This window comes from Euzebyales bacterium, assembly GCA_035461305.1.
GTDB lineage: Bacteria > Actinomycetota > Nitriliruptoria > Euzebyales > JAHELV01 > JAHELV01.
On the sequence record DATHVN010000185.1, the window covers coordinates 16,567 to 39,424 of the forward strand.

A 22,858-nucleotide genomic window follows, 5' to 3' on the forward strand; every position below is an offset into this window, starting at 1 on the left:
TTCGGCCGCGACAACCCCTCCGGTAGCCGGTACATGGCCGACGACACACAGCGACCGTGACCGACGGCGTGAGGGACCATTCTGCCGGAGCTGAACGACCACCTGTGACTGACGCCAAGTGGTGCGGGTCGGCCCCGCACCCTGAAGGCGGGCCGCGTACATCAGGGGTGTCGGGCGCACTCCAAGGGGGGTGGAGGCGTTGCCCGCCTGACGCCGGCCGGCGGCGTTCCTCGCGGAGATCCTGTCCCACAACCAGCGTGAGGCCCACGAACGCGGCAGGTAGGCCCACTTCGCGTACGCGGTCGCCGGGCTGGGGCGGGCGAGAGCGCTTCGGATGTCGGCGCTGCACACCACCGATGCCGCGCAGGCCGACAAGACCGATTTGCTGCCGGACGCCATCGCGGAGGGCGGGTACTCCGGCATGCAGAGTTCGACCAGCACCGGCTCCAGCTGTACCAAGACGGCGTCGACTGTGGAGGCCGCCCTCGACGCGGCGTCGAGCCCTCACGACTTCAGCGTCATGATGCACGGCGTCCCCCGCGCTCCCGCGTCCGCGCGCTCTCCACCGCGGGCTGACGAGACACCCGGGGGGTGCCGCCCGCGATCCCGACGTCGGCCGCGCTCCTCGTCGTCGGGCGCCGCACCGCCGCGCACTAGCATGGCCCGACGATGCCCGACACCGACATCCAGCAGCGTCAGCTCGCTGAGCTCGTCGCGATCTACCCCGCGGCCGACGAGCTCGCCGAACGCTTCGCCGCGGCCGGCCACGAGCTGTACCTCGTGGGCGGCACCGTGCGGGACACGCTGCTGCACGGGCGCGCCGACGGCGACCTGGACCTGGCGACCACGGCGCGCCCGGCCGAGACGGAGCGCCTGCTGCAGGGCTGGGTGGATCACCTGTGGCTGACCGGCGCGCGGTTCGGCACGGTCAGCGCGACGAGGGGCGACGACACGTTCGAGGTGACGACGCTGCGGTCCGACCGCTACGAGCCGGGATCGCGACACCCGGACGTGTCGTTCGGCGACGACATCGAGACGGACCTGTCTCGCCGAGACTTCACGTGCAACGCCATGGCCGTGGACCTGCGGCGGCGCGCGTTCGTCGATCCGTTCGGTGGACTCGCCGACCTGCACCGGCGTGTGCTGCGTACGCCGCTGCCCGCCGAGACCAGCTTCGGCGACGACCCCCTGCGCATGGTCCGCCTGGCACGGTTCGCCGCGGTGCTCGACGCCGTGGTCGATGACGACGCACGACGGGCGGCGACGACCATGGCGGGCGAGCTGGCGATCATCAGCCGCGAGCGCATCCGCGTTGAGCTCAGCAAGCTGATCGTCGCGCCGGCCGTTACCCGTGGGCTGGACCTGCTGTGCGACACGGGGCTGGCCGACCAGTTTCTGCCGGAGCTGCCGGCGCTGAAGATGCAGCGCGATCCGGCGCACCACCACAAGGACGTCTACGTCCACACGCTGGCGGTCGTGGAGGGCTGCCCCGCCGACGACCTGGTCCTGCGGCTCGCCGGCCTGCTGCACGACATCGGTAAGCCCGCGACCCGTCGCTTCGAGTCGGGGGGCCGGGTCACCTTCCATCACCACGAGGTGGTGGGTGCGCGCATGGCCCGTGCGCGACTGACCGAGCTGCGCTACCCGAAGAAGGTGGTCGAGCAGGTCGCGCAGCTGGTGGCGCTCCACCTGCGGTTCCACGGCTACCGCGACCAGGGCTGGACCGACTCGGCGGTGCGCCGGTACGTGCGGGATGCGGGGACGCCCGAGCAACTCCGGCGCCTGAACCTGCTGACCCGTGCCGACGTGACGACGCAGAACCAGCGCAGGACCCGAGCGCTGCAGCGGGCGATGGACGAGCTCGAGGAGCGGATCGAGCAGCTCCAGCGCGAGGAGGAGCTCGCAGCGATCCGGCCGCCGTTGGACGGCCACCAGATCATGGAGCATCTCGGCATCGGCCCCGGCCCCAAGGTGGGGCGGGCCTACCGCCACCTACTGGAGGCCCGCATCGCCGACGGGCCGATGACGGCCGACGAGGGCTACGCGCTGCTCGACGCGTGGGCTGCCGAGCAGGAGGACTGACCCGTTCCCGGCGTGGACCGCGTGGCCCGCGGTTGAGCGGAAGGCGGTCTGGACCAGCTGCTCGCCCGGCGTCGGCTGCGGCGCGCCGAGGAGGTAGCCCTGCCCGAAGGCGATCGTCCAGCGCGCGCAGCTGTCGAGCTGCTCGGCGGTCTCGACGCTCTCGGCGATCAGGCAGGCACCCCCGTCCGCCACGCGAAGTGCTGGAGGCCGGCGACCAGCGCCCGGCGCACTGGGTCGGTGGCGATGCCGTCGACCCACCTGCGGCCCAGCTTCGTGAACGGCGGCCGGAGGGCGAGCACACGGGTGAGACCGGCGTAGCCGGACCCGGCGTCGTCGACCGACAACAGCCGCACCGTTGAGCCCAGTGCGTCGACGGCCTGACGGACCCGCGGGTAGTCATCGATCCAGTCGGATCTCGCGAGGATGTCGCCGCCGATCAGTATCCACGGCGCGTCGTTGCCGCGGAGGGCGAGCGGGATGATCGTGCCGTCGCCGATGATCGCGTACACCCCGACACCGTCGTGGCCCGGCAGCTGGGCGAGGCGTGAGCAGACCAGGTCGAGGTCTCCGACGGCGAGTGCGACGGCCGGCCGCGCGTCAGCGCGCTGAGGATCTGGTTGCGCTCCCACATGCGGTCGCCCGGGATGCTCGGCCACCCGGCGTGGTGTCAGCCGCGGGCCGCGCGGATCGCGGCGACCACGTCGTCGACCGCCGTGCCCTGCGTCAGCGCCTCGAGCGTGAGCGGCACGGGGCCGTCGGGGCCCGGTGTGGCCAGCGGCAGCCGCCAGTTGGGGTACTGGTCGACGGTGCCGGGCACGTTCGGCTGCCGCGGATCGCCGACCCCGTCCCACAGCGCCGCGGCCACCAGCGCCGATGGCGTCGAGGCCAGGAAGCGGTGCATCGCGACCACCCTCGCACGGACGTCCGTGGCGTCGTCCGCCAGGACGTCGTGCGCGCGGAACAGCGCCAGCATCGAGGCCTTGTCGTCGGCAAGGCGTCGCTGGGCGTCCGCGAGCGGCTCGGACAGCAGCCCCAGCTCGTGTCGGACACGCAGCGCGGATCCGTCCCACCATCCGGTCGCCGTCGGCAGGTCGTGTGTGGTCACCGACGCCAACGCCGACCTGGGGTACCGGGCGGCGTCGCGGCGCCCGTGGGTCGTCGTGTCGTCGCCCTCGAACCACAGCACCGCGCTGCCGGCGACCCCGCGGCGGCGCAGTAGCCCCCGGATGCGGTCGTCGACCGTGCCCAGGTCCTCGCCGATCACGATCGCTCCTGCGCGGTGGGCCTCGAGCACGAGCACCGCGAACAGCTCGTCGGCGGGATAGCCGACGTAGGTGCCCTCGACCGGTCCGGTGTCCTCGGGGATCCAGAACAGTCGGGAGAACCCGAGGATGTGATCAATGCGGAGCCCGCCGCCGACCGCGAGCGACGCCGACAGCACCTCTCGCTGCGTGCGATATCCTGCGGCGCGCATCGCACCTGGCAGCGGGGGCGGCTGACCCCAGTCCTGGCCCTGGTGGTTGAAGGCGTCCGGCGGGGCGCCGACGCGCATGGACCTGGCGAACTCGTCGGGCAGTGACCACACGTCGGCACCACCCGGCGCGACCCCCACGGCCAGGTCGTGCACGATGCCGATGTCCATGCCGGCGGCCGTCGCGCGGTCCTGAGCGTCCCGCAGCTGGCGGGCGCACAGCAGCTGCAGCCAGGCATGGAACCCCACGACGCCGTCGTGCTCGCCGGCCCACGCCGCGACGGCGTCGGACCGCGGGTCGCGGAGTGGGTCCGGCCAGGTGGTGAACGGGATGCCGAGCTCCTCGGCGAGGGCACAGAACGTGGCGAAGCGCTGCAGCGCCGGCCCGCCGTCGGCACGGAACGCCGCGAGCTCACGGCGTTGGTCGTCGGCGCGTCGCTCGTACAGCAGCCAGAGCGCCTCCCGCTTCGCCTGCCACACGGCGTCGCGGTCGATCCGTTCGGCGTCGGCCGCCAGGGGGGCGGGCAGGTCTTCCCATCGCCGCCGCGTGGTGGCGTCGAGCGCGTCGTAGCCTGCGACGTCGGTGACGCGCAGGTAGCAGGGATCGGCGAAGCGGCGGCTCGTCGGTGAATACGGCGAGGCCTCCCGGGGCAGCACCGGCGCGGCGGCGTGGACCGGGTTGATCAGCAGGAGGTCGGCGCCGTCGCCTCCCGCCCACTCGGCGAGCAGCGCGAGGTCCGCGAACTCGCCCTGTCCCCAGCCGGCGGCGGAGCGCACCGCGTAGGCCTGCAGCATCCACCCCCACCGGCGCCCGACCGTGATCGCCGGCGCGCGGTCGGGCGCCACGATGACCGTGCAGGCGTCCTCGTCGCCCGCAGTCGCCACCATCAGGCGGTGGTAGCCCAGCGGCAGATCGGCAGGCAGCTCCACGGTTCCCCGCCGTCGACGGCCGCTGCCGGTCTCGGCGACCCCGCCCCACACCGGCGCACCCACCGACCGCTCGGTGCCGTCCTCGAGCGTGAGCGTCAGATCCGGCTCCACGTCGACCGGTGCGCTGACGGTCACCGTGGGCCGGCTCGGCTCGCCCACATCACCGCCGCGCCACACCACGGCCACCGGCTCCACCGGGCACGTCCAGCCGCGCCGCCGCAGTGCCCGCAGGGAACGGGCGATGGCGGCTTTGTCGTCGCAGTCGTGTCCCAGGGTGGTCAGCACCGCCCGCAGAGTGCTGTCGGGCGGCCGCTGGGCCGCGCCCGACGCCTCGTAGGCATCTGCGACGCCGGCAGCCCGAGCGAGGCGGCGCAGCGCCCGTTGCTCGGGGTCGGGTGGTGCCACGATCCGTGCTCCTCGGGTCGTCCTGCGGCGGGCGCGCGGCCGGAGACGGCGTCGCTCGCGTACGTGCCCGGACATGGCGACGGGCCCCGCCCGTGACGGGACCCGTCGGTCGTGCGCGCGGTGGGTCAGCCGGGACGCCCGTTGACGCGCGTCTCCTCCAGCCCGCCGGTCTTCTTCCACATGTCGTCGATCTCGTCGATCAGATCGAGCAGCTTCTGGCCCTCGGCCGGGTCGTTGCTCCGCTTCACCTGCGAGCACTGCTTGAGCGCGCGCCAGAACGTGTCCTGCAGGTTCGGGAACTGGTCGAGGTGCTCCGGCTTGAAGCGATCACTGAACAGCACCGAGATGTGGTGCTTCGCCAGCTCCGCGCGCTCCTCCTTGACGATCACGCAGCGCTGGCGGAACAGCTCGTCGTCCGAGTCCTGGAACTTCTGGGCGATCTTGTAGCAGGACTCCGCCTCGATGCGCGCCTGCTCGGGGTCGTAGATGCCGCAGGGGATGTCGCAGTGCGCGTGCACCGTGGTCGGCGCCGCGACCCGGTCGAGCATCGTGAGCAGTCGGGTGATGTCCGTGTGACGTGACCTACCGCTGTAGCTACTTGAGGTCATGAGTTCGATACTCCTTGATGCATTCGGTGACGCAGGGGGATCGTTCGAGGTCGTAGTGTGTCCCTGTGCTCCGTCCGCTAACCATCACGCTGGGGGCCGCCGCCGTCCTGTGGGCCCGCCGTGGTGGCCTGCGCCACGTCATCGTGACCGGGTCGAGCATGCATCCGACGCTGTGCGCCGGTGACCGGCTGCTGCTCGTGGCCGCTCCAGGCCGGCCACGCCCCGGTCAACTGGCGCTCGCGCACGATCCGCGGTCGCACGACCGTGAGCTGCTCAAGCGGGTGCACGCCGTCGCCTCCGACGGGATCGACCTGCGTGGCGACAACACGGCCGCCAGCGCCGACAGCCGGGTCTTCGGGCCCGTGCCTGCCCGCATGGTCCGGACGTACGTCGTGTGGCGGTATGCACCAGCCAACCGCGCCGGACGCGTGCCCGGGCGCGGGCTCAGTTGGTCGCGTGCTCCCGCAGATCCACCGCGAAGTCACTGACCGGACGGGCGATGAACTCCTCGACCATACGGTGGCACACGTCGTCGGTGAACTGTGCCGGCGGCGACTTCATGAAGTAGCTCGACGGGCCGAGGAGCGGCCCGCCAAGGCCACGGTCGGTTGCCAGCCGCGCGCAGCGGACGGCGTCGATGACGACACCAGCGGAGTTGGGCGAGTCCCACACCTCGAGCTTGACCTCGACGCTGATCGGGACGTCGCCGAAGTTCCGGCCCTCCATCCGGATGTAGGCCCACTTGCGGTCCTCGAGCCACGGCACATGGTCGCTGGGCCCGATGTGGATGTTCTCGCGACCGATGGGCGCGTCGAGCTGGCTCGTGACAGACTGCGTCTTGGAGACCTTCTTCGACGTCAGCCGCTTGCGCTCCAACATGTTCATGAAGTCCATGTTGCCGCCGAAGTTCAGCTGGTATGTGCGGTCGATCGCAGCACCGCGGTCCTCGAACAGGCGGGCCAGCATGCGGTGGGTGATCGTCGCGCCCACCTGCGACTTGATGTCGTCGCCGATGATCGGCACGCCGGCGGCGACGAACCGCTCGGCCCATGCCGGGTCGCTGGCGATGAACACCGGGAGGCAGTTGACGAACGCCACGCCGGCGGCCAACGCCTGCTCGGCGTAGTAGCGCGCGGCCTGCTCGGAGCCGACCGGCAGGTAGCACACGAGCACGTCGGCCCGCGCCTCGTGGAGGACTTCGGCGACGTCGACCGGCGGCGCGTCGCTCTCCTCGCTCGTCTCGCGGTAGTACTCGCCGAACCCGTCGAGCGTCGGGCCGCGCTGGACCTCGACACCGACCGGCGGGACCTCGGCGAACTGGATCGTGTTGTTGGGCGGCGCGACGATCGCCTCGGCCAGGTCGCGTCCGACCTTCTTGGCGTCGACGTCGAAGGCTGCGACGAACTCGATGTCGCCGACGTGGTAGCCGCCGAGGTCGACGTGCATCAGTCCCGGCACGTCATCGCCGGGCTGCGCGTCCGCGTAGTAGTGCACACCCTGCACCAGCGAGCTGGCGCAGTTCCCGACGCCGACGACGGCGACGCGGATCGGTGTTGCTGACCGGTGTGTACCCATGACGTGTACTCCTTGCGATCGGCGCCGTCCGCGCCGATCGCTGGTCGATGTTCAGGCCTGAGGGTCCTGCCTGTGGACGAGCGACGAGGGGGATTCGGGCGGGTCGCGCGGTGGTTCGTCCGACCGGACGGGGTCGACTGGCGTGTCGTGGCCGTCGCCGCGTTCCTCTGCGATGCGGGTGCGCTCGGCGGAGATGAGCTCGTCGAGCCAGGCGATGTCGGCGTTGATGCCGTTCACGCCGTGACGCATGAGCGCGATCGTGTAGGTGTCGGCGCGGAGCCGCGTGGCGCGGCGCAACGCGCGTTCGGCCTGCTCGAGTCGTTCGTGGAGGTAGGACCGCCGGCGCTCCAGCAGGCGGAGTCGAATCTCGGGGCGCAGGTAGGTGAAGAAGGCCAGGCGGAGGGAGAACTTCTCCTCCTCGAGCTCCTGGGCGTCGAGCTCGCCGAGGAGCTCGAGGAAGTCAGCCTCGCCGGCGGCGGTGATGCGGTACTCCTGTTTGCGACGCGGCCGTTCGTCGGCGGCGTCTCCAGGGACCTTCTCGACCACGCCACGCCGCTCCAGCTTCTTGAGCGTCGGGTACAAGGAGCCGAACGACACCGTCCAGAACAGCCCGAGCTTCTGCGCGAGCTGCTTGCGCAGCTCGTAGCCATGCATCGGCCGCTCCTTGAGCAGCCCCAGGATGGCAAGCTCGAGCACGGGCACGTCCTTGGGTGGTCGTAGGGTTCGTGGGTCAACGTGGTGCTGAACCGTTGTCGACGCGCAAGTCTATCGCGCCGATGTATCGCGCCGATATGTTTCTGGCGCTGTCCCTGATCCGATGGCCAGGCGCCGCCGGGGGCTGTGACACCCATGTCGACCCTGTGCGGTGGCGCCTACACTTGGCCGAGGCCCATGCAGAGCTCAACCGACTACCAGATGGCCAAGCGCGCGCTGGTCCGCCAGGTGTCGCAGGGCGCCGTCGCCGTGCAGGACGTGTGCGACGCGCATCCCGAGCTGCTCCGCGCGGCGCGCAACATCGGCACGCCGAGCGACCGGCAGTGCCCGATCTGCGAGCTCGCGGACCGGCGCGCCCGGGTGCCGGCCGACGACAGCACGTCGCTGCGCCTCGTCACCTACGTGTTCGGCAGCGAGCTGCGCCGTAAGTCGGGTGCGCCGGTGTGGACCCGCCAGGAGCTGGCCGACCTGGCTGCCGACCACGACTCGTTCACCGCGTACACCGTCGAGTGTTGCCTGGTGTGCGGCTGGAACCACCTGCACGAGAGCGTGCTCATGGGACAGGCGCACCAGGACTGACCGGCGACCAGCCCGTGGTCGGGTGTTACACGATCGTGTCATGCGGCCAGCCCGGGCGATGGCACACTCGTTGCTCATGGAAACCCCGCACTCCCCGCGGACTCCGGCGATCACGCGTGCCCAGCCGACGCGGACCCCTCCCCGGCCGCGTGAGTGGACGCCTGCCCACCAGCCCGTTCGCGTCCGGCGTCGACGTCGCCGGCCGTGGTTCCGGCGTCCCACCTTCTGGCTGGGTGCGCTGCTGGTGGTGCTGCTGGCAGCCGTGACCGTCGCTGGCGCCGTGGCGTATGCGGTTGCCACCGTGCCGCTGCCCACCGAGCTGGACACGTCACCGACGGTAGTCCTCGACGCGCGCGGCAAGAAGATCGGCGAGCTGTACGCCGAGACGGCGCGCGAGGACGTGGAGCTCGACCGTGTGCCGGAGCACACGCGACAGGCCGTGCTCGCGGCGGAGGACGCCGGGTTCTACGACCACCCGGGGGTCAGCATCCCGGGCATCGTCCGTGCGGCCATCCGCAACGTGCGTTCCGGCGAGGTTCGCCAGGGGGGCTCGACGATCAGCCAGCAGTACGTCAAGACCGTCACGGGTGAGACCGAACGGACGGCGATGCGCAAGGCCCGCGAGGCCGTGCTGGCGATGAAGCTCGAGCGTGAGGTCTCGAAGGACCAGATCCTCGAGTGGTACCTCAACACCATCTACTTCGGCCGCGGGGCCTACGGCATCCAGGCGGCGTCACGCGCCTACTTCGACAAGAACGTCGGCAAGCTGACCGTGGGCGAGTCGGCGCTGCTGGCCGGCATGATCCCGGCACCATCGGCGACGGATCCGGTCGACAACCCCGAGCGGGCCACAGAGCGCTACACGTACGTGATCGACCAGATGCTGGCCCAGGGGTGGATCGACGACCAGCGGGCCCGGAAGCTGCGGGCCAACCAGCCGGAGGTCACACCCAGGGCCAGGCGGGTCGCGGGCACGGCGCCGTTCTTCATGGACATGGTCGAGCGGGAGCTCTCGGACCGCGTCGGTGACCAGGCCTACCGCGGGCTCACGGTGACCACCACGCTCAACCTGCGGATGCAGAAGGCCGCCGAGAAGATCTACGACCGGCGGTTCGACGAGCTCCGCGAGGACCTCCGTGCCACGGCCGGTGAGGACGTCACGGTGCCGACCGGCGCGATGGTGTCGCTCGATCCGGACAACGGCGCCGTGCGGGCGCTGGTCGGTGGGCGCAACTACAACCGCGACCAGTACAACCTGGCGATCGGCGGTCCGCAACGCCTCGGCCGCCAGCCCGGCTCGACCTTCAAGCCGCTGGCACTGGCGGCATGGATCGCCGACGGCAAGTCACCGGAGAGCCGGTTCGACGCGCCGTCCACGATCACGTTCGGTCCAGAGGAGAGTGGCGACCCGGACGGGTGGGAGGTCTCCAACTACGGCGGTGCCGCCTACGGATCGATGACGCTGCGTGAGGCGACCTGGAGCTCGGTCAACACTGTGTACGCCCAGGTCGCGATCGAGGTCGGCGCGAGAAGGCTCGCGAACCTCGGCGAGCAGGCCGGGATCACCTCCCAACTCGAGCCGAACCCGTCGATCGTGCTGGGGGCCGAGGAGGTCACGCCGCTCGACCTGGCATCGGCCTACAACACGCTTGCCTCCGGCGGGGTCGCGCGCTCGCCACGGACGATCGCGAAGGTCGAACGCGACGGGGAGGTGGTGTTCGATCCACGCAGCCAGCGGCGGCGGGTGCTCGACAAGGATGTCGCGTGGACCACGGTCGACGTCCTGCGCGGCGTGATCGACCAGGGCACCGGCGTCGCCGCACAGATCGACCGCCCCGTGGCCGGCAAGACCGGTACGACGCAGAACGCCGCGGACGCGTGGTTCGCGGGCTTCACCCCGGACCTGACGACCGTGACGTGGATGGGGTACCGCGACTCCAACGAACCGATGGTCGGCGCACCCACTGGCGGTGGGTTCCCCGCGGAGCTGTGGGGCGAGTACATGCGCGAGGCGCTCAAGTTCACCGAGCCCCACGACTTCCCGGAACCGTCGGTCGACTTCGAGATCGTCGGTGAGACGGCCCCGGCGCCGACGACGGACGTGGCACCCGCCCCCGAGGACGACCCGGCCGACGAGCCGCTGCCGGCGGAGCCGGCGCCCGCACCCGAGCCCTCGCAGCCGCCGGCCGAACCGCCACCGCCTCCGCCGGAGGAGGAGGCTCCGCCGGAGGAGGAGGCTCCGCCGGAGCAGGACCCGCCACCCGAGGAGCCGGCCGACCCACAGCCGCCGGACGACCAGCCCGTGCAGGACCCGGATCAGGTCCAGCCGGACCGGCGGGGGCCGCCCGATGAGGGTCCGCAGCGCTGACCCGTGATCGGCCCGGCGGACCCGACCTCAGATCGTCAGGCCCTCCGTCTGGACCGTGGCACCGGCGGCCGTGACGACGGTCAGCTTGATCGCGCCCGGCGTCACGTCGTCGAAGGTGAAGCGCCCGAGCACGTCGGCCTCCGTCGTGCGCACGGCGTCGCCCTGGTGCAGCTCGATCGAGGCCGCCTGCGCGGGGACCAGCTGGCCGATGACGATCCGCACCCGCTCGGAGACGACCTCGACCTCGATCTCGAGACCCGGCGCGCGGAACGTCACCTGGCGGGACGCCTCGGCGGAGCGCACCGCCACGGGCGTCGTCTCGGTCGCGGAGTCGTACACCAGCTCCGCCAGCTCGGCATCGACGCCGTGCCAGGTGAACGCCTCCCGTGCGTTGGCGATCACGTGAGCCGGTGGTGCGTCGACCACCTCGAGCACGCGCCGTAGAGCGTCGAGGAGCTCGCGCTCGTCGTGGTCAGTCACTGGTGTGCGCTCCCGTCTCGGTGGGACTGTCGATCAGCCGTCGGAGGCGATCGAGGCAACGGGCCCGCGTCGGTCCGATGCTACCGACCGGGCGGCCGATGATCTCCGAGATCGTGGCGTAGTCCAGGCGCGGCTCGGCGCACAGCAGCCGCAGAAGCTGTTGGCACCGGTGGGACAGGCCTGCGAACCCGCGGTACACGGTCCGCAGCAGCTCCTCGTCGAGGAGCAACTCGTCTGGCTGCGGCGAGGTGCGGTCCGGCGCACCGGCGACCGCCTCGGACGGCTGCTGCCGACGCTGGCCACGCAGCACCCGGAGTGCCTCGCGGCGGGTCGTCGTCGCGAGCCATCCCGCCAGTCGCTCGGGATCGCGGATCCGTTCGCTGTGCTCGACGAGGCGCAGCCACACCGTCTGGCTGACATCGTTCGCCGTCGCGTCGTCCAGTCCGAACGACCGGGCCACCGACCACACGAGACGCGTGTAGCGGTCGACGAGTTGGTCCCATGCCTGTCGCTCACCTGCCGCTGCGCGTTGCAGCAACTGCCCCACGTCACTGACCATATGTGCGGATTGTAGGCAGCGCTCAGGCGGGCCGATCGGTGTCAGGGTGGAAATCATCGCAAAGACGAGCGCCGCAGGTCCCCGGTGATACATCGGCAGGCCCAAAAAGGCTCCGTAGTGGACCAGCACATGTCGGCGGCGGTGGATGTGGGACGCGACGTCCCGATCGTTCCGGACGTCGCGCCGACGCGCCCTGCGTCAGGCCGCGATGTAGCGCTGCTGGTCCTCCGCCTCGGACGTTGGAACGACGAGGCCACGGTGTCGCAGGCGGCGGCGCGAGTAGCGCGCGATGCCGACGGCGAGCACAACCGGCACCACGATCACTGCGACCCGGAAGAACCAGGTCATGGCCTCGATCGGGATGCCGAACATCCGCGACAGGATGTCGTTGGTCGCTGCGGCCGCGAGGATCAGCAGTCCGCTGAACACCCCCAGCATCACCGCGGCGCGCAGCGGGATCTCCAACGGGTTCTGCAGCACGTGCCACTCGCCCTCGAGCCCGTACACGCGCTTCTCGATGAACGGATAGGCCGCGAGGAAGGTGAAGATCAGGCCGGGCAGGACCACGCCGGCGACGAACGGACCTGAGATGACGAAGCTCCCGATGACGCCGAACTCGATGGGCGGGAAGATCCGCAGGGCGCCCTCGAGCCAGAACAGGAACCAGTCGGGCTGCGCGTTGTTGCCGACCTCCCCGGGCACGTAGGGGCCGAGCAGCGAGACGTCACTCCACGGGATCAGCACGGCGGCGGCGGCCAGCAGGCCACCGGTCCACAGGAACAGCGTGGCGCTCTCGGCGAACTGCAGCGGCCACAACGGCTTGCCGAGCACGAGCGTGTGGCCGTCGATGCCCATCCGGGGGAACTGAGTGTGCTTCTGGCGGTACACGATGAACAGGTGGAGGCCGACGGTGCCCAGAAGTGCCGCGGGCAGCACCATCACGTGGAGCACGAAGAACCGCGGGATCACGTCGCCGGTCGGGAACGCGCCGCCGAAGATCCAGAACGCCGCGCGGTCGCCGATCAGCGGCAGCGACAGCAGCTCGGAGTAGGCGATCCGGATGCCGGTGCCGGCCAGCGAGTCGTACGGCAGCGAGTAGCCGGTGAAGCCCGCGCCGAACGCGAGCGTCAGCAGGCCGATGCCGACGAAGTAGTTGACCTCTCGCGGCTTGCGGAACGCGCCGGTCAGCATCACCCGTAGCATGTGCAGCACGACGGTGGCGATGAACAGGTGGGATGCGCCCCGGTGCAGGCGGCGGAACAGCAGGCCGCCGTTGACGTCGCTGGACAGCCGCACGATGGACTCGAACGCGGCCGGCAGGGTCCGGCCGGCGAAGACCGGGTTGCTGCCGACGTAGGTGACGGCCTCGACGTTCGGCCGGTAGAAGAACGTCAGGAAGGTGCCGGTCAGCACGAGGATGACCAGGGAGAACGCAGCCACCTCGCCGAGCAGGAACGACCAGTTGCTCGGGAACACCTTGTTGGCGGCGGTCCGGGCATCGGTCCTGAGGTGCAGCCGTTCGTCGAGCTGGTCGAACAGCTTGCCGAACAGCGGCGTCATCGCGACCCTCCCGACCTGCCTGCGTACCTGACCATCAGCCTGGCGGCCTCCACAGTAGTGCCCTACCCGTACGCCGGTCCGACCTGCTCGGTGAAGTCGCCCAGCGCGATCAGGAAGCTCTCCGAGTCGACGCCGAGCGGCAGCTGTGGAAGCGCTCGGGCCGTCGGGCCGAACGTCGGGATGGCACCGCGCACGGCGTCGAACGTCGACTGGTGGCACGGGCAGAACAGGGCGTTGTCCTGCTCGCGGAACAGCCCCACAGGACAGCCGGCGTGGGTGCAGACCTTCGAGTAGGCCACCAGCTCGCCGTTGACGACCCACTCCAGGTTGGTCGGCTGGCGGAACCTGGCGTCCGCGACGCGCACGAGGATCACCGCCGAGATCTCGTTGTTGATCGACCCCTCGGGCCACACCGTCGCCACACCGCCGGCGGTGACGTTGTCGGCGCTGATGGGTTCGCCGTCGGTCGTGACCAGCCGGGTGCCGCGGCGCCAGTCGGTACGCTTCAACGCGTCGCCCGGCGCAGGACCCAGTGACGGAACCGGCGCCAGCAGGCTGATCCCGAAGACGCCACCAGCGCCGATCAGCGCGTTGCGCAGCACCGACCGCCGCTCGAGGGGGGCGATGGCCGCGACCGGCTCGTGGTCGGTGTCCTCCCCCTCCGGGTGACGGGGCTCGACGGCCTCGATGTCGGGGAACAGGTCACTGAAGTAGCGGCGGACGCCGAAGCCGAGCGCGAGCAGGCCGAGGGCCAGCGCCGTGCCGTACACGGCGATCGACGTCTCGAGCGCGAGCCCGACCGCGAACCCGACACCGCCCAGCGCGGCGATGATCGCGCTGCCGATCACCAGCGCGTCGTTGGCCTGGCTGGGCGGCGGCGTGTCCTCGCTGACGACCCGCAGGTTCGGCCTGGTCGGCTCGCGATCGTCGGTCATGATGTGTGTCTACCGCTGGCGCTGCGTGAGGCGCGGGGTGTGTGTCTACCGCTGGCGCTGCGTGAGGCACGGGATGTGCGCCTACCGCCAGCGTCGCTGAGTCGCTCGGCTGACGCCCCCCGTCTGACGGCCGAGGGTGTGGGCCTGCCGTCGTGGCTGGTCGGGGCACTCGTGCTCACGCCTGCTCCGTGGTATCGGCTGAACGCACTGAGGTGACGCGCTGCTCGTCGTGCTCGCCGGGTTCGGCGTCGCTGCCAGGGTCGGGGAACCACGTCGGCTTGGACGAGATCCAGAACAACGACAGGATCATCGCCACCGCCATCAGCGCCACGAACCCGGAGGCGAACACGGGATTGAGCTCGACCAGCCCCAGCGGCGTGCCCGGCTCGCTGCTGACCTCCTCGAGGAAGGCGCCGATGTCGGCGGCTTCCTCGTCCGGGATGATGTCCTCGCCGAACGCGGGCATCTGGAAGGGGCCGAGCCTGATCGCTTCGGCGATCGTCGTCGTGTCGTACATGTTGACCGCCGGCGTCCATGCGCCGCCACCGGCCACGCCGCCGGCTCCGGTTGACCCGTGGCATGCTGCGCAGTTGGCCGCGTACACGGCCTGGCCAGCACCGGCGTCGCCCTCCGGCAGCTCGGTGACGTCGGCCAGGTCGTTGGTGAGGTCGAACTCCTCGGTCACGTAGGCGACGATCGCCATGCGTTGTGCGTCGTCGAACGCCACCGCGCGCGGCTGGTTGTCGTACGGGTCCCCGGCGGGGGGCATACGACCGGTGCGCAGCACCAGATCGACGTAGGACGCAGTGACCTCCGGGCGCCCGGACAGGGCCGGTGCGTTGCGATCGGTGCCGGGCACCGTCGCGCCGCCGCCGTCGGAGGCGTGGCACTGGGCGCAGGCCTGCGCGTAGAGCTGACCGCCGAGGTCGACGTCGCCCGTGAGGGGCTCCGCCTCCTGGGCGGCGACGTCGTCGGCCACCCACCACATGGCGACGCCGAGACAGCCGAGGAGCAGTGTGAGCCAGCCGAGGATGTTGCGGACCGATCGAGCAGAGCGTGCACCCATCGCCCACTGCATCCTTTGTCCGTCAGAGCCCTGTCTACCAGGGTTCGCTCCCCCACGCAGGAGCGCGCAGGAAGGACGATATGGTTCTCACTGGCGGAGCCGGTCAACCAGCGTACGAGGAAACCGGGCCCGCGACGTTGCTGCGACACGCGCATGGCGACGATACAACGAGCTGACCGTCGATCAAGGGGCCGGCCGTGACCGACCAGGAGCTGACCATCCGTGAGGCGCGCGACGATGAGCTCGACATCGTCGCGTCGCTCGTCGTCGATGCCTACAGCGAGTTCGCTGCGCGCATGGCGCCGGACGCGTGGTCGTCCTTCGCGCAGGACATCGCCAACGTGCGCGGGCGGACGATCGACGCCCAGGTGATCGTCGCGGTCCGCGGTGACCGCATCGTCGGCACCGTCACGCGCTACCCGGAGTGGCGTGGCGCCCAGCAGGACGCGTCGGCCGTGCGCGTGCTCGCCGTCCCGCCCGACGAGCGGGGCACCGGCGTGGGCCGGGCTCTCATGGAGCACTGCATCGCGCTGACTCGCGACGAAGGCAAGGACCGCCTGGTGCTGGCGGTCTCGCAGGAGATGGAGGAAGCACGCGACCTCTACGACCGCCTCGGGTTCCAGCGTGACCCCGGCCTGGATCACGAGCCGGCCCCGGGGGTGCGCTCGACGGGTTACTCGCTCTGGCTGCGGGAGCCGTCGTCGACGGACTCGTCGAACGGCGCGCCGGACGGTCAGGTCCGCGACCGGTCCTGAGCCGCCGACCGGTCCCGTACGGCGATCCGCACGCGCTTGTTGGCGCGTCCCTTCGACTGCGTACCAGTCACATCCACCGCGCCGACGTCGGCCGTTGTGGCGACGTGTGTGCCACCGTCGGCCTGACGGTCCAGGCCGACGATGTCGATGACGCGCAGGGGATCGATGGCCGCCGGGATCAGGTTCGCCTTCGTGCGGATCAGCGCGGGATCGGTGTCGGCGTCGGCGCGGTCCACGAACTCCACGGCGATGGCGCGGGCTCGCGCGATCTCCTGGTTGATCCGCTGCTCAAGCCGGCGGCCGAGCTCGGCCGACATCTCCGGCAGTTCGAAGTCCAGCCGCCCGGTGCCCGGCTCCATGTTGCCGCCGGTCACCGCGACGGCGAAGTCGTGCCAGATCACGCCGCACAGGATGTGCAGAGCGGTGTGGGTGCGCATCAGCAGGTGTCGGCGCTCCCAGTCGATGCGGCCCTCGACCGCGGCGCCGGGATCCGGAAGTGGCTGGTCGGCCGCGATCGCGTGCCAGATCCGCCCGGCCACCCGGCGTGTGCGGGCGACGTCAGCGGCGCCGTCGTGCCACCGCAGCCTGCCGATGTCGTGGGGCTGGCCGCCGCCGCCCGGATAGAAGGCGGTGCGGTCCAGCGCGACGAGCCGCTGGTCGGCATCGACCGCGGCCACGCTCGCCTCGAACGTCTGCACGTAGGCGTCGGTGGCGAACAGTTCGTCGGTCGGTGCGGTGGCGCCTGCGGTCATGCGGGCAGCGTAGCGTTCTCAGCGAGGCGTCGGGCGGCTCGGGCGGCGGCAGCGGCGACCGACTCCGCCGCGCATGTCACTGCAGCGGGTTGCGCCCCGGCGCCGAGTCGGTCAGGTCGCTGATCTCAGGCCACGACAGGGCGATCTCCTCGACCGATGGCACGTGGTCGAACTGCACACCCCGGGCCTGCATGTACGCGATGCGGGCGTAGTGGCCGCCACTGGCGAGCGTGATCACGCCCGTGTCGCTGCACTCCTCGGACGCGAGGTGCACGACGACCGGCGACACATACGCCGGGTCCAGGTGGAGCCGTGCGTCGTCGGGGATGACGTCGGAGGTCATGCGCGTGTCCGCCAGCGGTGCGACCGCGTTGGCGGTGATGTTGTAGCGGGCGCCCTCGACGGCGAGGGTGTTGATCAGCCCGACCATGCCCATCTTCGCGGCGCCGTAGTTCGCCTGCCCGAAGTTGCCGAACAGGCCCGATGTCGAGGTCGTCACGATGACCCGCCCGAACTGCTGCTCACGCATGTGGGGCCACGCCGCGCGCGTCACGCTGAACGCGCCGTACAGATGGACCCGTAGCACAGCGTCCCACTGCTCCGCGGTCATCTTGTGGAAGGACTTGTCACGCAGGATGCCGGCATTGTTGACGACGGCGTCGACCTGCCCGAACGCGTTGAGGGCCGTGGCGACCACGCGCTTGCCGCCCTCCACGGTGGCGACGTTGTCGTAGTTGGCGACGGCCTCGCCGCCCGCGTCGGTGATCTCGCACACCACGCCGTCGGCCATCTCGGAGCCGAAGCCAGAGCCGTCGCGTTTGCCGCCCAGATCGTTCACGACCACACGGGCGCCTTCGCGGGCGAACAGCAACGCGTGCTGGCGTCCCAGTCCGCCGCCTGCACCCGTGATGACGACGACCCTGCCTTTGACTCCAGCCATGTGCGCCCCCGATCTCTGGGTTACTTGCTGAGCGAGTGCTAGGCAAACAAAGCAAGTTTAGCGGAGGTTACGGTACTATGCCGTACCGATGTCGCGACACCACCAGGCGGCCGGTGCTGCCCCGGCCGTATGGCGGTGTCGGTCCCACTCTTCTCCATCCGTGCGTGTCGGCTACGCACGCCGGGGCGCTGGCCGGCCCTAGACTCCCGTGGCACATGCGCCTCCGCGCGCGTGCGACAGGGAGGATGCGCGGTCAATGCCTGCGCAACAGCGGCGACGCCTTGGGGGCGGCGGTGCGGGACGACGAGCTTCACGTGTTCCTCGGTGACGCGCGTGCCCAGGCCGCGGTCGACATGCGCCGCCAGCGCCGCTGGCTGGTCCGGCAGCTCGACGAGGATCGGACCTTCGAGGACGTCTGCGCCCGCGCCATGCGTGAGGGCGCTCCGGTCGACGTGCTGGTGGCGAGTGGTCGGAGCCACCGTGGGCGCGTCCTCGCTGCGCACAGCGGCCTCGTCGCCGTCGCCGTCGCCGATGGCGGCACGGTATACATCACAGGGGCGGCCGTCGTCGGCGTCCGCGTCCGCCCGGATGCGACCGCCGCGGATCACCCGCCGGAGACGGTCCCCGGCCACGCGCCGACGACCGCCCCGTCCGCAGCCGTGGGCGCAACGTTCAGCGACGTCGCGCGCGAGCTCGCCGACGGTCAAGCCTTGGTCGGGGTCGGCACCGTCGACGGTCGGCTGCACCGGGGGCGCATCAACGGCGTCGGTCGCGACGTGCTGCGCCTCGACGACGGGATGCACCTTCGCCTGGACATGGTGACCGAGGTGATCGCGGTCACATGAGGTCAGTCGACGTTGGACCGCGCAGGGTCGGGATACAGGTGCTCGAGGGATCCGGGCACGATGCGGCTGCGTTCGATGAACGCGTTGACATCGCGTTCCTGCAGACGGATGACGCGCCCGAACTTGTAGGCCGCGATCTCGCCCTCGTCGATCAGGCGGTACAGCGTTCGCGGGGTGATGCCCAGATGGCGGGCCGCCGCCGCCGTGCTAAGCCAGGTGATTTCTTGTTGCGCCATCGCCCGCCATGATACACCGGGGGCCCCGAATTGCACCGCGATGTAGACAACGGTAAGGGTCTGATGCGACAGCGACAGACCCTGCTCGGGTTGGTCAGCCGCACCGCCTCGTGGCCGCAACGGCTCGAGGCGTGGTCGACGTCCGCTGCGGTCCCGTTCACCGTCTCCTACTGCCAGTCCGTCGCCCACCTGCGCGCACGCCTCGAGGAGGGCAGCGCGCACCAGGGCGTCCTGCTCGACGGCGACCTGTCCTTCGTCGATCGCGACCTGCTGACCGACGTCATGAGCGCCGGTGGCGTTGCCGTCGTGATCGAGGGCCCTCGCCGCAGACGGCCGTGGGACACACTGGGCGCGGCGGCCGCCCTGCCCGCGGACTTCGACCAGCGCCAACTGCTCGACGCGCTACGCGGCGTCCTCGAGCCCGCAGTGCCGGCACGTCTCGAGCACCCGTTGGCGCCGGTCGTGGCCGTCACGGGACCCGGAGGGACTGGTGCCAGCGTCAGCGCGATCGCGCTGTCGCAGGGCCTGGCGGCAGCGCGCAGGCGCGTGCTCCTGGCGGACTGCTGCCTGCACGCTGAGCAGGCCATGCTGCACAACGCATATGGCTCGCAGCCTGACATCGTCGACCTCGTCGAGCTGCACGCCGAACGCACGCCGGAGCAGCGCGAGATGCGCCAGCTTGCCGTCGGCGTCGTCGAACGCGGGTACTACCTGCTGCCGGGCATCGCCCGCGCCCGCCACTGGTCCCGCATCAGGGGCGGATCGCTCGAGGCGGCGCTGCAATCGGTCCGGGCCGCGTTCGACGTCGTGGTTGCCGACGTCGACGCCGACGTCGAAGGCGAGGCGCAGGGCGGCTCGATAGAGGTCGAGGAGCGCAACGTCCTGGCGCGGACGGTCCTGGCCCGGGCCGCGGCGGTCATGGTCGTCGGCCAGCCCACGATGAAGGGTGTCTACGCCATGGTCCGCGTGCTGGTGGAGCTCCTCGAGTTGGGTATCGCCGGCGACCGGGTGCTGCCGGTCATCAACCAGGCGGTGGCGGACAGGACGGTTCGCGCCGATCTGAGCCGCGCCGTGCGCCACCTGCTGGACGGCGCCGCGGCGGGCGGCGGGGTGCCGTCCGCGGCCGCCGTGGGGCCGGCGCTCTTCGCGCCGCCCGTGTCCCTCGAGGAGCACCTGCGCGAGCGCGACGCGCTGGATGACGCATGGCCGGCCCTGCTCGCCGGCGCCGTCACCGCGGTGCTCGACCGGGCCCCTGCGGCACCTCGGCCCTACGGGCCACCCGAGCCCGTTGCGGCGGGATCACTGGGTCATTGGCGCAACGGACCAGGTGCGGACGACCCCACGGGCGCCACCCCGTGACGGTCGGGGCTCCGGCATGATCGCACTCCTCGCGCTGGTGGTCGTCGGCGTCGTGGCGATCACCGACCACCGCCGTCGCACGGGCCCGGTGGCGCCGACCCTGTGGCTGTGGCTGCTCGCCGAGGTCGAGTCGCACGTCGACGGGACGGCGGTCGATCCCTGTGACGTCGTGGTCGGCGTGTGCCTCCACGGTCCGCCGCCGGTCCGGTGCGCCGCCGAGGACGCGGTCCGGGCCCATGGCGGTGCGCCACGCGCCGTGCTGCTCGGCGGGCTCTGCGACCGTCTCGCGACCGCTCCGGGCGACAGGTTGTGCGCGACCGCCGCCGCGGCTGCCGCCGGCGGGGTCGATCCGGCGGCGGCCCTCGCACGGCTGCGGGTCGGCGAGGTTGCGTCAGCCGACGCCACATGCAGGGCGCGCGGCACGCTGCGCCTCGGCACCGCAGCGTGTTGGCTGCTGTTGAGTCCGCTGGGACTGGTCGGCTCGGGCGTCATCACCGGTGGCGCGGCGTGGGTCGTCGCGGCTGGTGCCGTCGCCGCGTGGTGGGCCGGTAGTGCGTGGGTCCGCGCCGCCGTGGCCGACGCACGCGTGCTCACGGGCTCGTCGGTCCACGCGCTCCTCAGCGCCGGGTCCGCGGCGACGTGACGTGACGCCGCGACGCCCGACGGGCCTGGCCGGGCGGCTCGCGCCGCACGTGCCGCGGCGCTACGACCCGGGCATCTACGCCTGGTGGCCGCGGCGAGCGGGACGCTGGCCAGGCGTGCGCCGGCGCGTCCTTCCCGGCGGCTGCGGTTCCGCGGTCACGCGTGGCCGACGGCGCACCGCGCAGCTGGCGCCGATCGTCGAGCGCCTCGCGATGCTGCTCGTCGTCGGCCACGACCTGCGCGCCGCCGTGGAGCACGTGGTCGGCACGGGCCGTGGGCCGGTCGTAGGTGAGCTCGGACCGATCGCGGCCCAGCTGGCTCGCGGCGTGCCCGCTGCCACGGCCGTGCGGTCGTGGGCGCGGTGGGCGTCCTGCCCGCACGTCGCGCAGCTCGCCGCCGACCTGCGTGGCTGCGCTGGCGTCGTCGACGCCGCGGACGTGCTCGAGCGGCACGCCCGCCTTCTCCGTCGCCAGGTGCTCCGCGACCAGCTGCTCACGTTGCGCCAGCGGACCGCCGCCGTCTGGCTCGCGGCCATGGTCACCTGCGTGACGACGGCGGCCGTCGTCGCGACGTAGCCCGTTCCGTGGCCGCGGGCGTACGATCGGCGCAACGCCCCGGGCGGCGATCCCGGCCGCGGCGGTGACCATCGCCGGACGCGATCCGCCCGGCGGCGAGACGAGGAGCACCATCATGGACGGTCCGTTCGCAAAGTTCGACGGCCACGAACAGGTCGTGTTCGGCAGTGACGCCGAGACTGGCCTGCGCGCCATCATCGCAATCCACTCGACGGCCCTGGGACCCAGCCTCGGCGGCACTCGCTTCTACCCCTATCCCGACGAGACGGCAGCGCTGATCGACGTGCTGCGCCTCGCGAAGGCTATGGCCTACAAGGCCGCCGTAGCCGGCCTGGACCTCGGTGGCGGCAAGGCCGTCATCATCGGCGATCCGGCGCGCGACAAGTCCGAGGCGCTGCTGCGTGCCTACGGCCGGCTGGTGGAGTCGCTCAACGGCAGGTACGTGACGGCCTGCGACGTCGGCACCTACCCGGCTGACATGGCGATCGTCCGGCGCGAGACGAGGTGGGCCACGGGTGCCGATCCGGTCGAGGGCGGCTCCGGCGACTCCGGGGTGCTGACCGCCCACGGCACCTTCGAGGGTCTCCAGGCATGCGTCGAGGAGCTGTGGGGGTCGCCATCCCTGCGGGGCCGGCACGTCGCCATGCAGGGTGTAGGCAAGGTCGGGCGGCGGCTTGCCGCGTCGATCCACGAGGTGGGTGGCAGGGTGACGGTGGCCGACACGGACGACGACGCGACGACGTGGTGTGCAGAGCACCTCGGCGCCGAGGTCGTCAGCGTCGACAAGATCCACGCTGTCGACGCCGACGTGTTCAGCCCCAACGCGCTCGGTGCCGTTCTCAACGACGAGACGATCCCCGAGCTGCAGTGCAGCGTCGTGGCCGGTGCCGCCAACAACCAGCTCGCGGAGCCACGTCACGCCGACGCCTTGGCAGACGCGGGCGTGCTGTACGCGCCTGACTACGTGATCAACGCCGGTGGCGTGATCCAGGTGGCCGACGAGCTGCGTCCGGGTGGCTACTCAGAGCAACGCGCGCGGGCGCGCGTCCGCCAGATCGGCCCCCGGCTGCGGGAGATCTTCGCGATCGCCCGTGCCCAGAGCATCACGACCGCGGCGGCGGCGGATCACTATGCCGAGCAGCGCATGGCCGACCTCGGCCGTCTGCGCCGCTTCTGGCTGCGCGACTGACGAGACGGACGCGCTCGTCCGAGGATCCCGGGTGCGGACAACGCCTCTGTCTCCCGGTCCAGCGACAGATCTAGAGCGTGTCTCCCGAATCACTTGGGGGCCCAGGTGAGCAGGACGGCAAGCAGGATGCCGCCGCGGTAGTTGGTGGCGGTCTTGTCGTAGCGGGTGGCGATGCCGCGCCACTGTTTGAGCTTGTTCCAGTCGCGCTCGACGGTGTTGCGTCGCCGGTAGGC

24 protein-coding genes are annotated in these 22,858 nt (G+C 71.3%); 10 read left to right on the forward strand and 14 right to left on the reverse strand.

Features of this window, described 5'->3' with window-relative positions:
- Window positions 1-669: 669 nt before the first annotated feature.
- Entirely contained in the window at window positions 670-2,082 is a 1,413-nt protein-coding gene (locus tag VK923_17335) for a CCA tRNA nucleotidyltransferase (GenBank protein ID HSJ46443.1), read from the forward strand.
- A gap of 167 nt (window positions 2,083-2,249) precedes the next feature.
- Here the strand turns inward: VK923_17335 and VK923_17340 are convergent, their stop codons facing one another.
- From VK923_17340 to sodN, 3 genes are all read right to left on the reverse strand, one after another.
- Window positions 2,250-2,711, reverse strand: coding sequence for a hypothetical protein (locus tag VK923_17340; protein HSJ46444.1), 462 nt, complete (start codon window positions 2,709-2,711; stop codon window positions 2,250-2,252).
- Window positions 2,712-2,749: 38 nt separating this feature from the next.
- Window positions 2,750-4,888 carry a 4-alpha-glucanotransferase gene (malQ, locus tag VK923_17345; GenBank protein ID HSJ46445.1) on the reverse strand — a complete coding sequence of 713 codons (2,139 nt, stop codon included), beginning with the start codon at window positions 4,886-4,888 and terminating at the stop codon, window positions 2,750-2,752.
- Between the two features lie 125 nt (window positions 4,889-5,013).
- A complete protein-coding gene (gene sodN, locus VK923_17350; protein HSJ46446.1) occupies window positions 5,014-5,496 on the reverse strand; it encodes a superoxide dismutase, Ni in 483 nt (160 codons plus the stop codon).
- A 65-nt stretch (window positions 5,497-5,561) separates the two neighbouring features.
- Between sodN and VK923_17355 the strand changes: the two genes are divergently transcribed.
- Window positions 5,562-5,984 (forward strand): S26 family signal peptidase, encoded by a 423-nt coding sequence (locus VK923_17355; protein HSJ46447.1) that lies wholly within the window; start codon window positions 5,562-5,564, stop codon window positions 5,982-5,984.
- Here VK923_17355 and VK923_17360 read toward each other — a convergent pair.
- Window positions 5,941-7,071, reverse strand: coding sequence for an inositol-3-phosphate synthase (locus VK923_17360; GenBank protein ID HSJ46448.1), 1,131 nt, complete (start codon window positions 7,069-7,071; stop codon window positions 5,941-5,943). The two genes, VK923_17355 and VK923_17360, sit on opposite strands and share 44 nt — an antisense overlap.
- Window positions 7,072-7,122: 51 nt before the next feature.
- Complete coding sequence (locus tag VK923_17365; protein HSJ46449.1) at window positions 7,123-7,767, reverse strand: PadR family transcriptional regulator; 645 nt, start codon at window positions 7,765-7,767, stop codon at window positions 7,123-7,125.
- 195 nt (window positions 7,768-7,962) lie between these two features.
- Here VK923_17365 and VK923_17370 point away from each other — a divergent pair, with 195 nt between their 5' ends.
- Together VK923_17370 and VK923_17375 are read left to right on the forward strand one after the other, a co-directional pair.
- A complete protein-coding gene (locus VK923_17370; protein HSJ46450.1) occupies window positions 7,963-8,364 on the forward strand; it encodes a DUF5318 family protein in 402 nt (133 codons plus the stop codon).
- A gap of 244 nt (window positions 8,365-8,608) precedes the next feature.
- Window positions 8,609-10,732: a PBP1A family penicillin-binding protein gene (locus tag VK923_17375; protein HSJ46451.1), complete on the forward strand. Its 2,124-nt coding sequence runs from the start codon at window positions 8,609-8,611 to the stop codon at window positions 10,730-10,732.
- Between the two features lie 27 nt (window positions 10,733-10,759).
- Here the strand turns inward: VK923_17375 and VK923_17380 are convergent, their stop codons facing one another.
- The 5 genes from VK923_17380 to VK923_17400 all read right to left on the reverse strand — a co-directional run bounded on the left by VK923_17380 (window position 10,760) and on the right by VK923_17400 (window position 15,332).
- Complete coding sequence (locus tag VK923_17380) at window positions 10,760-11,212, reverse strand: hypothetical protein (protein ID HSJ46452.1); 453 nt, start codon at window positions 11,210-11,212, stop codon at window positions 10,760-10,762.
- Entirely contained in the window at window positions 11,205-11,759 is a 555-nt protein-coding gene (locus VK923_17385) for a sigma-70 family RNA polymerase sigma factor (protein ID HSJ46453.1), read from the reverse strand. Before VK923_17385 ends, VK923_17380 begins: the two co-directional genes overlap by 8 nt.
- Window positions 11,760-11,969: 210 nt before the next feature.
- Complete coding sequence (locus VK923_17390; GenBank protein HSJ46454.1) at window positions 11,970-13,331, reverse strand: cytochrome b N-terminal domain-containing protein; 1,362 nt, start codon at window positions 13,329-13,331, stop codon at window positions 11,970-11,972.
- Window positions 13,332-13,393: 62 nt separating this feature from the next.
- A complete protein-coding gene (locus VK923_17395) occupies window positions 13,394-14,266 on the reverse strand; it encodes a Rieske (2Fe-2S) protein (protein ID HSJ46455.1) in 873 nt (290 codons plus the stop codon).
- Between the two features lie 175 nt (window positions 14,267-14,441).
- Window positions 14,442-15,332 carry a c-type cytochrome gene (locus VK923_17400; protein ID HSJ46456.1) on the reverse strand — a complete coding sequence of 297 codons (891 nt, stop codon included), beginning with the start codon at window positions 15,330-15,332 and terminating at the stop codon, window positions 14,442-14,444.
- A gap of 197 nt (window positions 15,333-15,529) precedes the next feature.
- Here VK923_17400 and VK923_17405 point away from each other — a divergent pair, with 197 nt between their 5' ends.
- Entirely contained in the window at window positions 15,530-16,087 is a 558-nt protein-coding gene (locus VK923_17405; GenBank protein ID HSJ46457.1) for a GNAT family N-acetyltransferase, read from the forward strand.
- On the opposite strand, the gene VK923_17410 is transcribed toward VK923_17405, so the two are convergent.
- The gene (locus VK923_17410) at window positions 16,066-16,839 is read right to left on the reverse strand and encodes an alanyl-tRNA editing protein (GenBank protein ID HSJ46458.1); all 774 of its coding nucleotides are present in this window, start codon (window positions 16,837-16,839) and stop codon (window positions 16,066-16,068) included. The genes VK923_17405 and VK923_17410 overlap by 22 nt on opposite strands.
- Window positions 16,840-16,915: 76 nt before the next feature.
- Complete coding sequence (locus VK923_17415; protein ID HSJ46459.1) at window positions 16,916-17,779, reverse strand: SDR family oxidoreductase; 864 nt, start codon at window positions 17,777-17,779, stop codon at window positions 16,916-16,918.
- 245 nt (window positions 17,780-18,024) lie between these two features.
- Between VK923_17415 and VK923_17420 the strand changes: the two genes are divergently transcribed.
- Complete coding sequence (locus VK923_17420; protein HSJ46460.1) at window positions 18,025-18,624, forward strand: hypothetical protein; 600 nt, start codon at window positions 18,025-18,027, stop codon at window positions 18,622-18,624.
- A 2-nt stretch (window positions 18,625-18,626) separates the two neighbouring features.
- On the opposite strand, the gene VK923_17425 is transcribed toward VK923_17420, so the two are convergent.
- The gene (locus VK923_17425) at window positions 18,627-18,860 is read right to left on the reverse strand and encodes a helix-turn-helix domain-containing protein (protein ID HSJ46461.1); all 234 of its coding nucleotides are present in this window, start codon (window positions 18,858-18,860) and stop codon (window positions 18,627-18,629) included.
- Between the two features lie 63 nt (window positions 18,861-18,923).
- On the opposite strand from VK923_17425, the gene VK923_17430 reads away from it, so the two are divergent.
- The 4 genes from VK923_17430 to VK923_17445 all read left to right on the forward strand — a co-directional run bounded on the left by VK923_17430 (window position 18,924) and on the right by VK923_17445 (window position 22,625).
- The gene (locus VK923_17430) at window positions 18,924-20,219 is read left to right on the forward strand and encodes a hypothetical protein (protein ID HSJ46462.1); all 1,296 of its coding nucleotides are present in this window, start codon (window positions 18,924-18,926) and stop codon (window positions 20,217-20,219) included.
- A gap of 16 nt (window positions 20,220-20,235) precedes the next feature.
- Window positions 20,236-20,862, forward strand: coding sequence for a hypothetical protein (locus VK923_17435; protein ID HSJ46463.1), 627 nt, complete (start codon window positions 20,236-20,238; stop codon window positions 20,860-20,862).
- 1 nt (window position 20,863) lies between these two features.
- A complete protein-coding gene (locus VK923_17440; GenBank protein ID HSJ46464.1) occupies window positions 20,864-21,436 on the forward strand; it encodes a hypothetical protein in 573 nt (190 codons plus the stop codon).
- A 115-nt stretch (window positions 21,437-21,551) separates the two neighbouring features.
- The gene (locus tag VK923_17445; protein HSJ46465.1) at window positions 21,552-22,625 is read left to right on the forward strand and encodes a Glu/Leu/Phe/Val dehydrogenase dimerization domain-containing protein; all 1,074 of its coding nucleotides are present in this window, start codon (window positions 21,552-21,554) and stop codon (window positions 22,623-22,625) included.
- Between the two features lie 89 nt (window positions 22,626-22,714).
- On the opposite strand, the gene VK923_17450 is transcribed toward VK923_17445, so the two are convergent.
- Window positions 22,715-22,858, reverse strand: a 144-nt coding sequence (locus VK923_17450; GenBank protein HSJ46466.1) for a transposase, incomplete at its 5' end; no start/stop codon positions are given.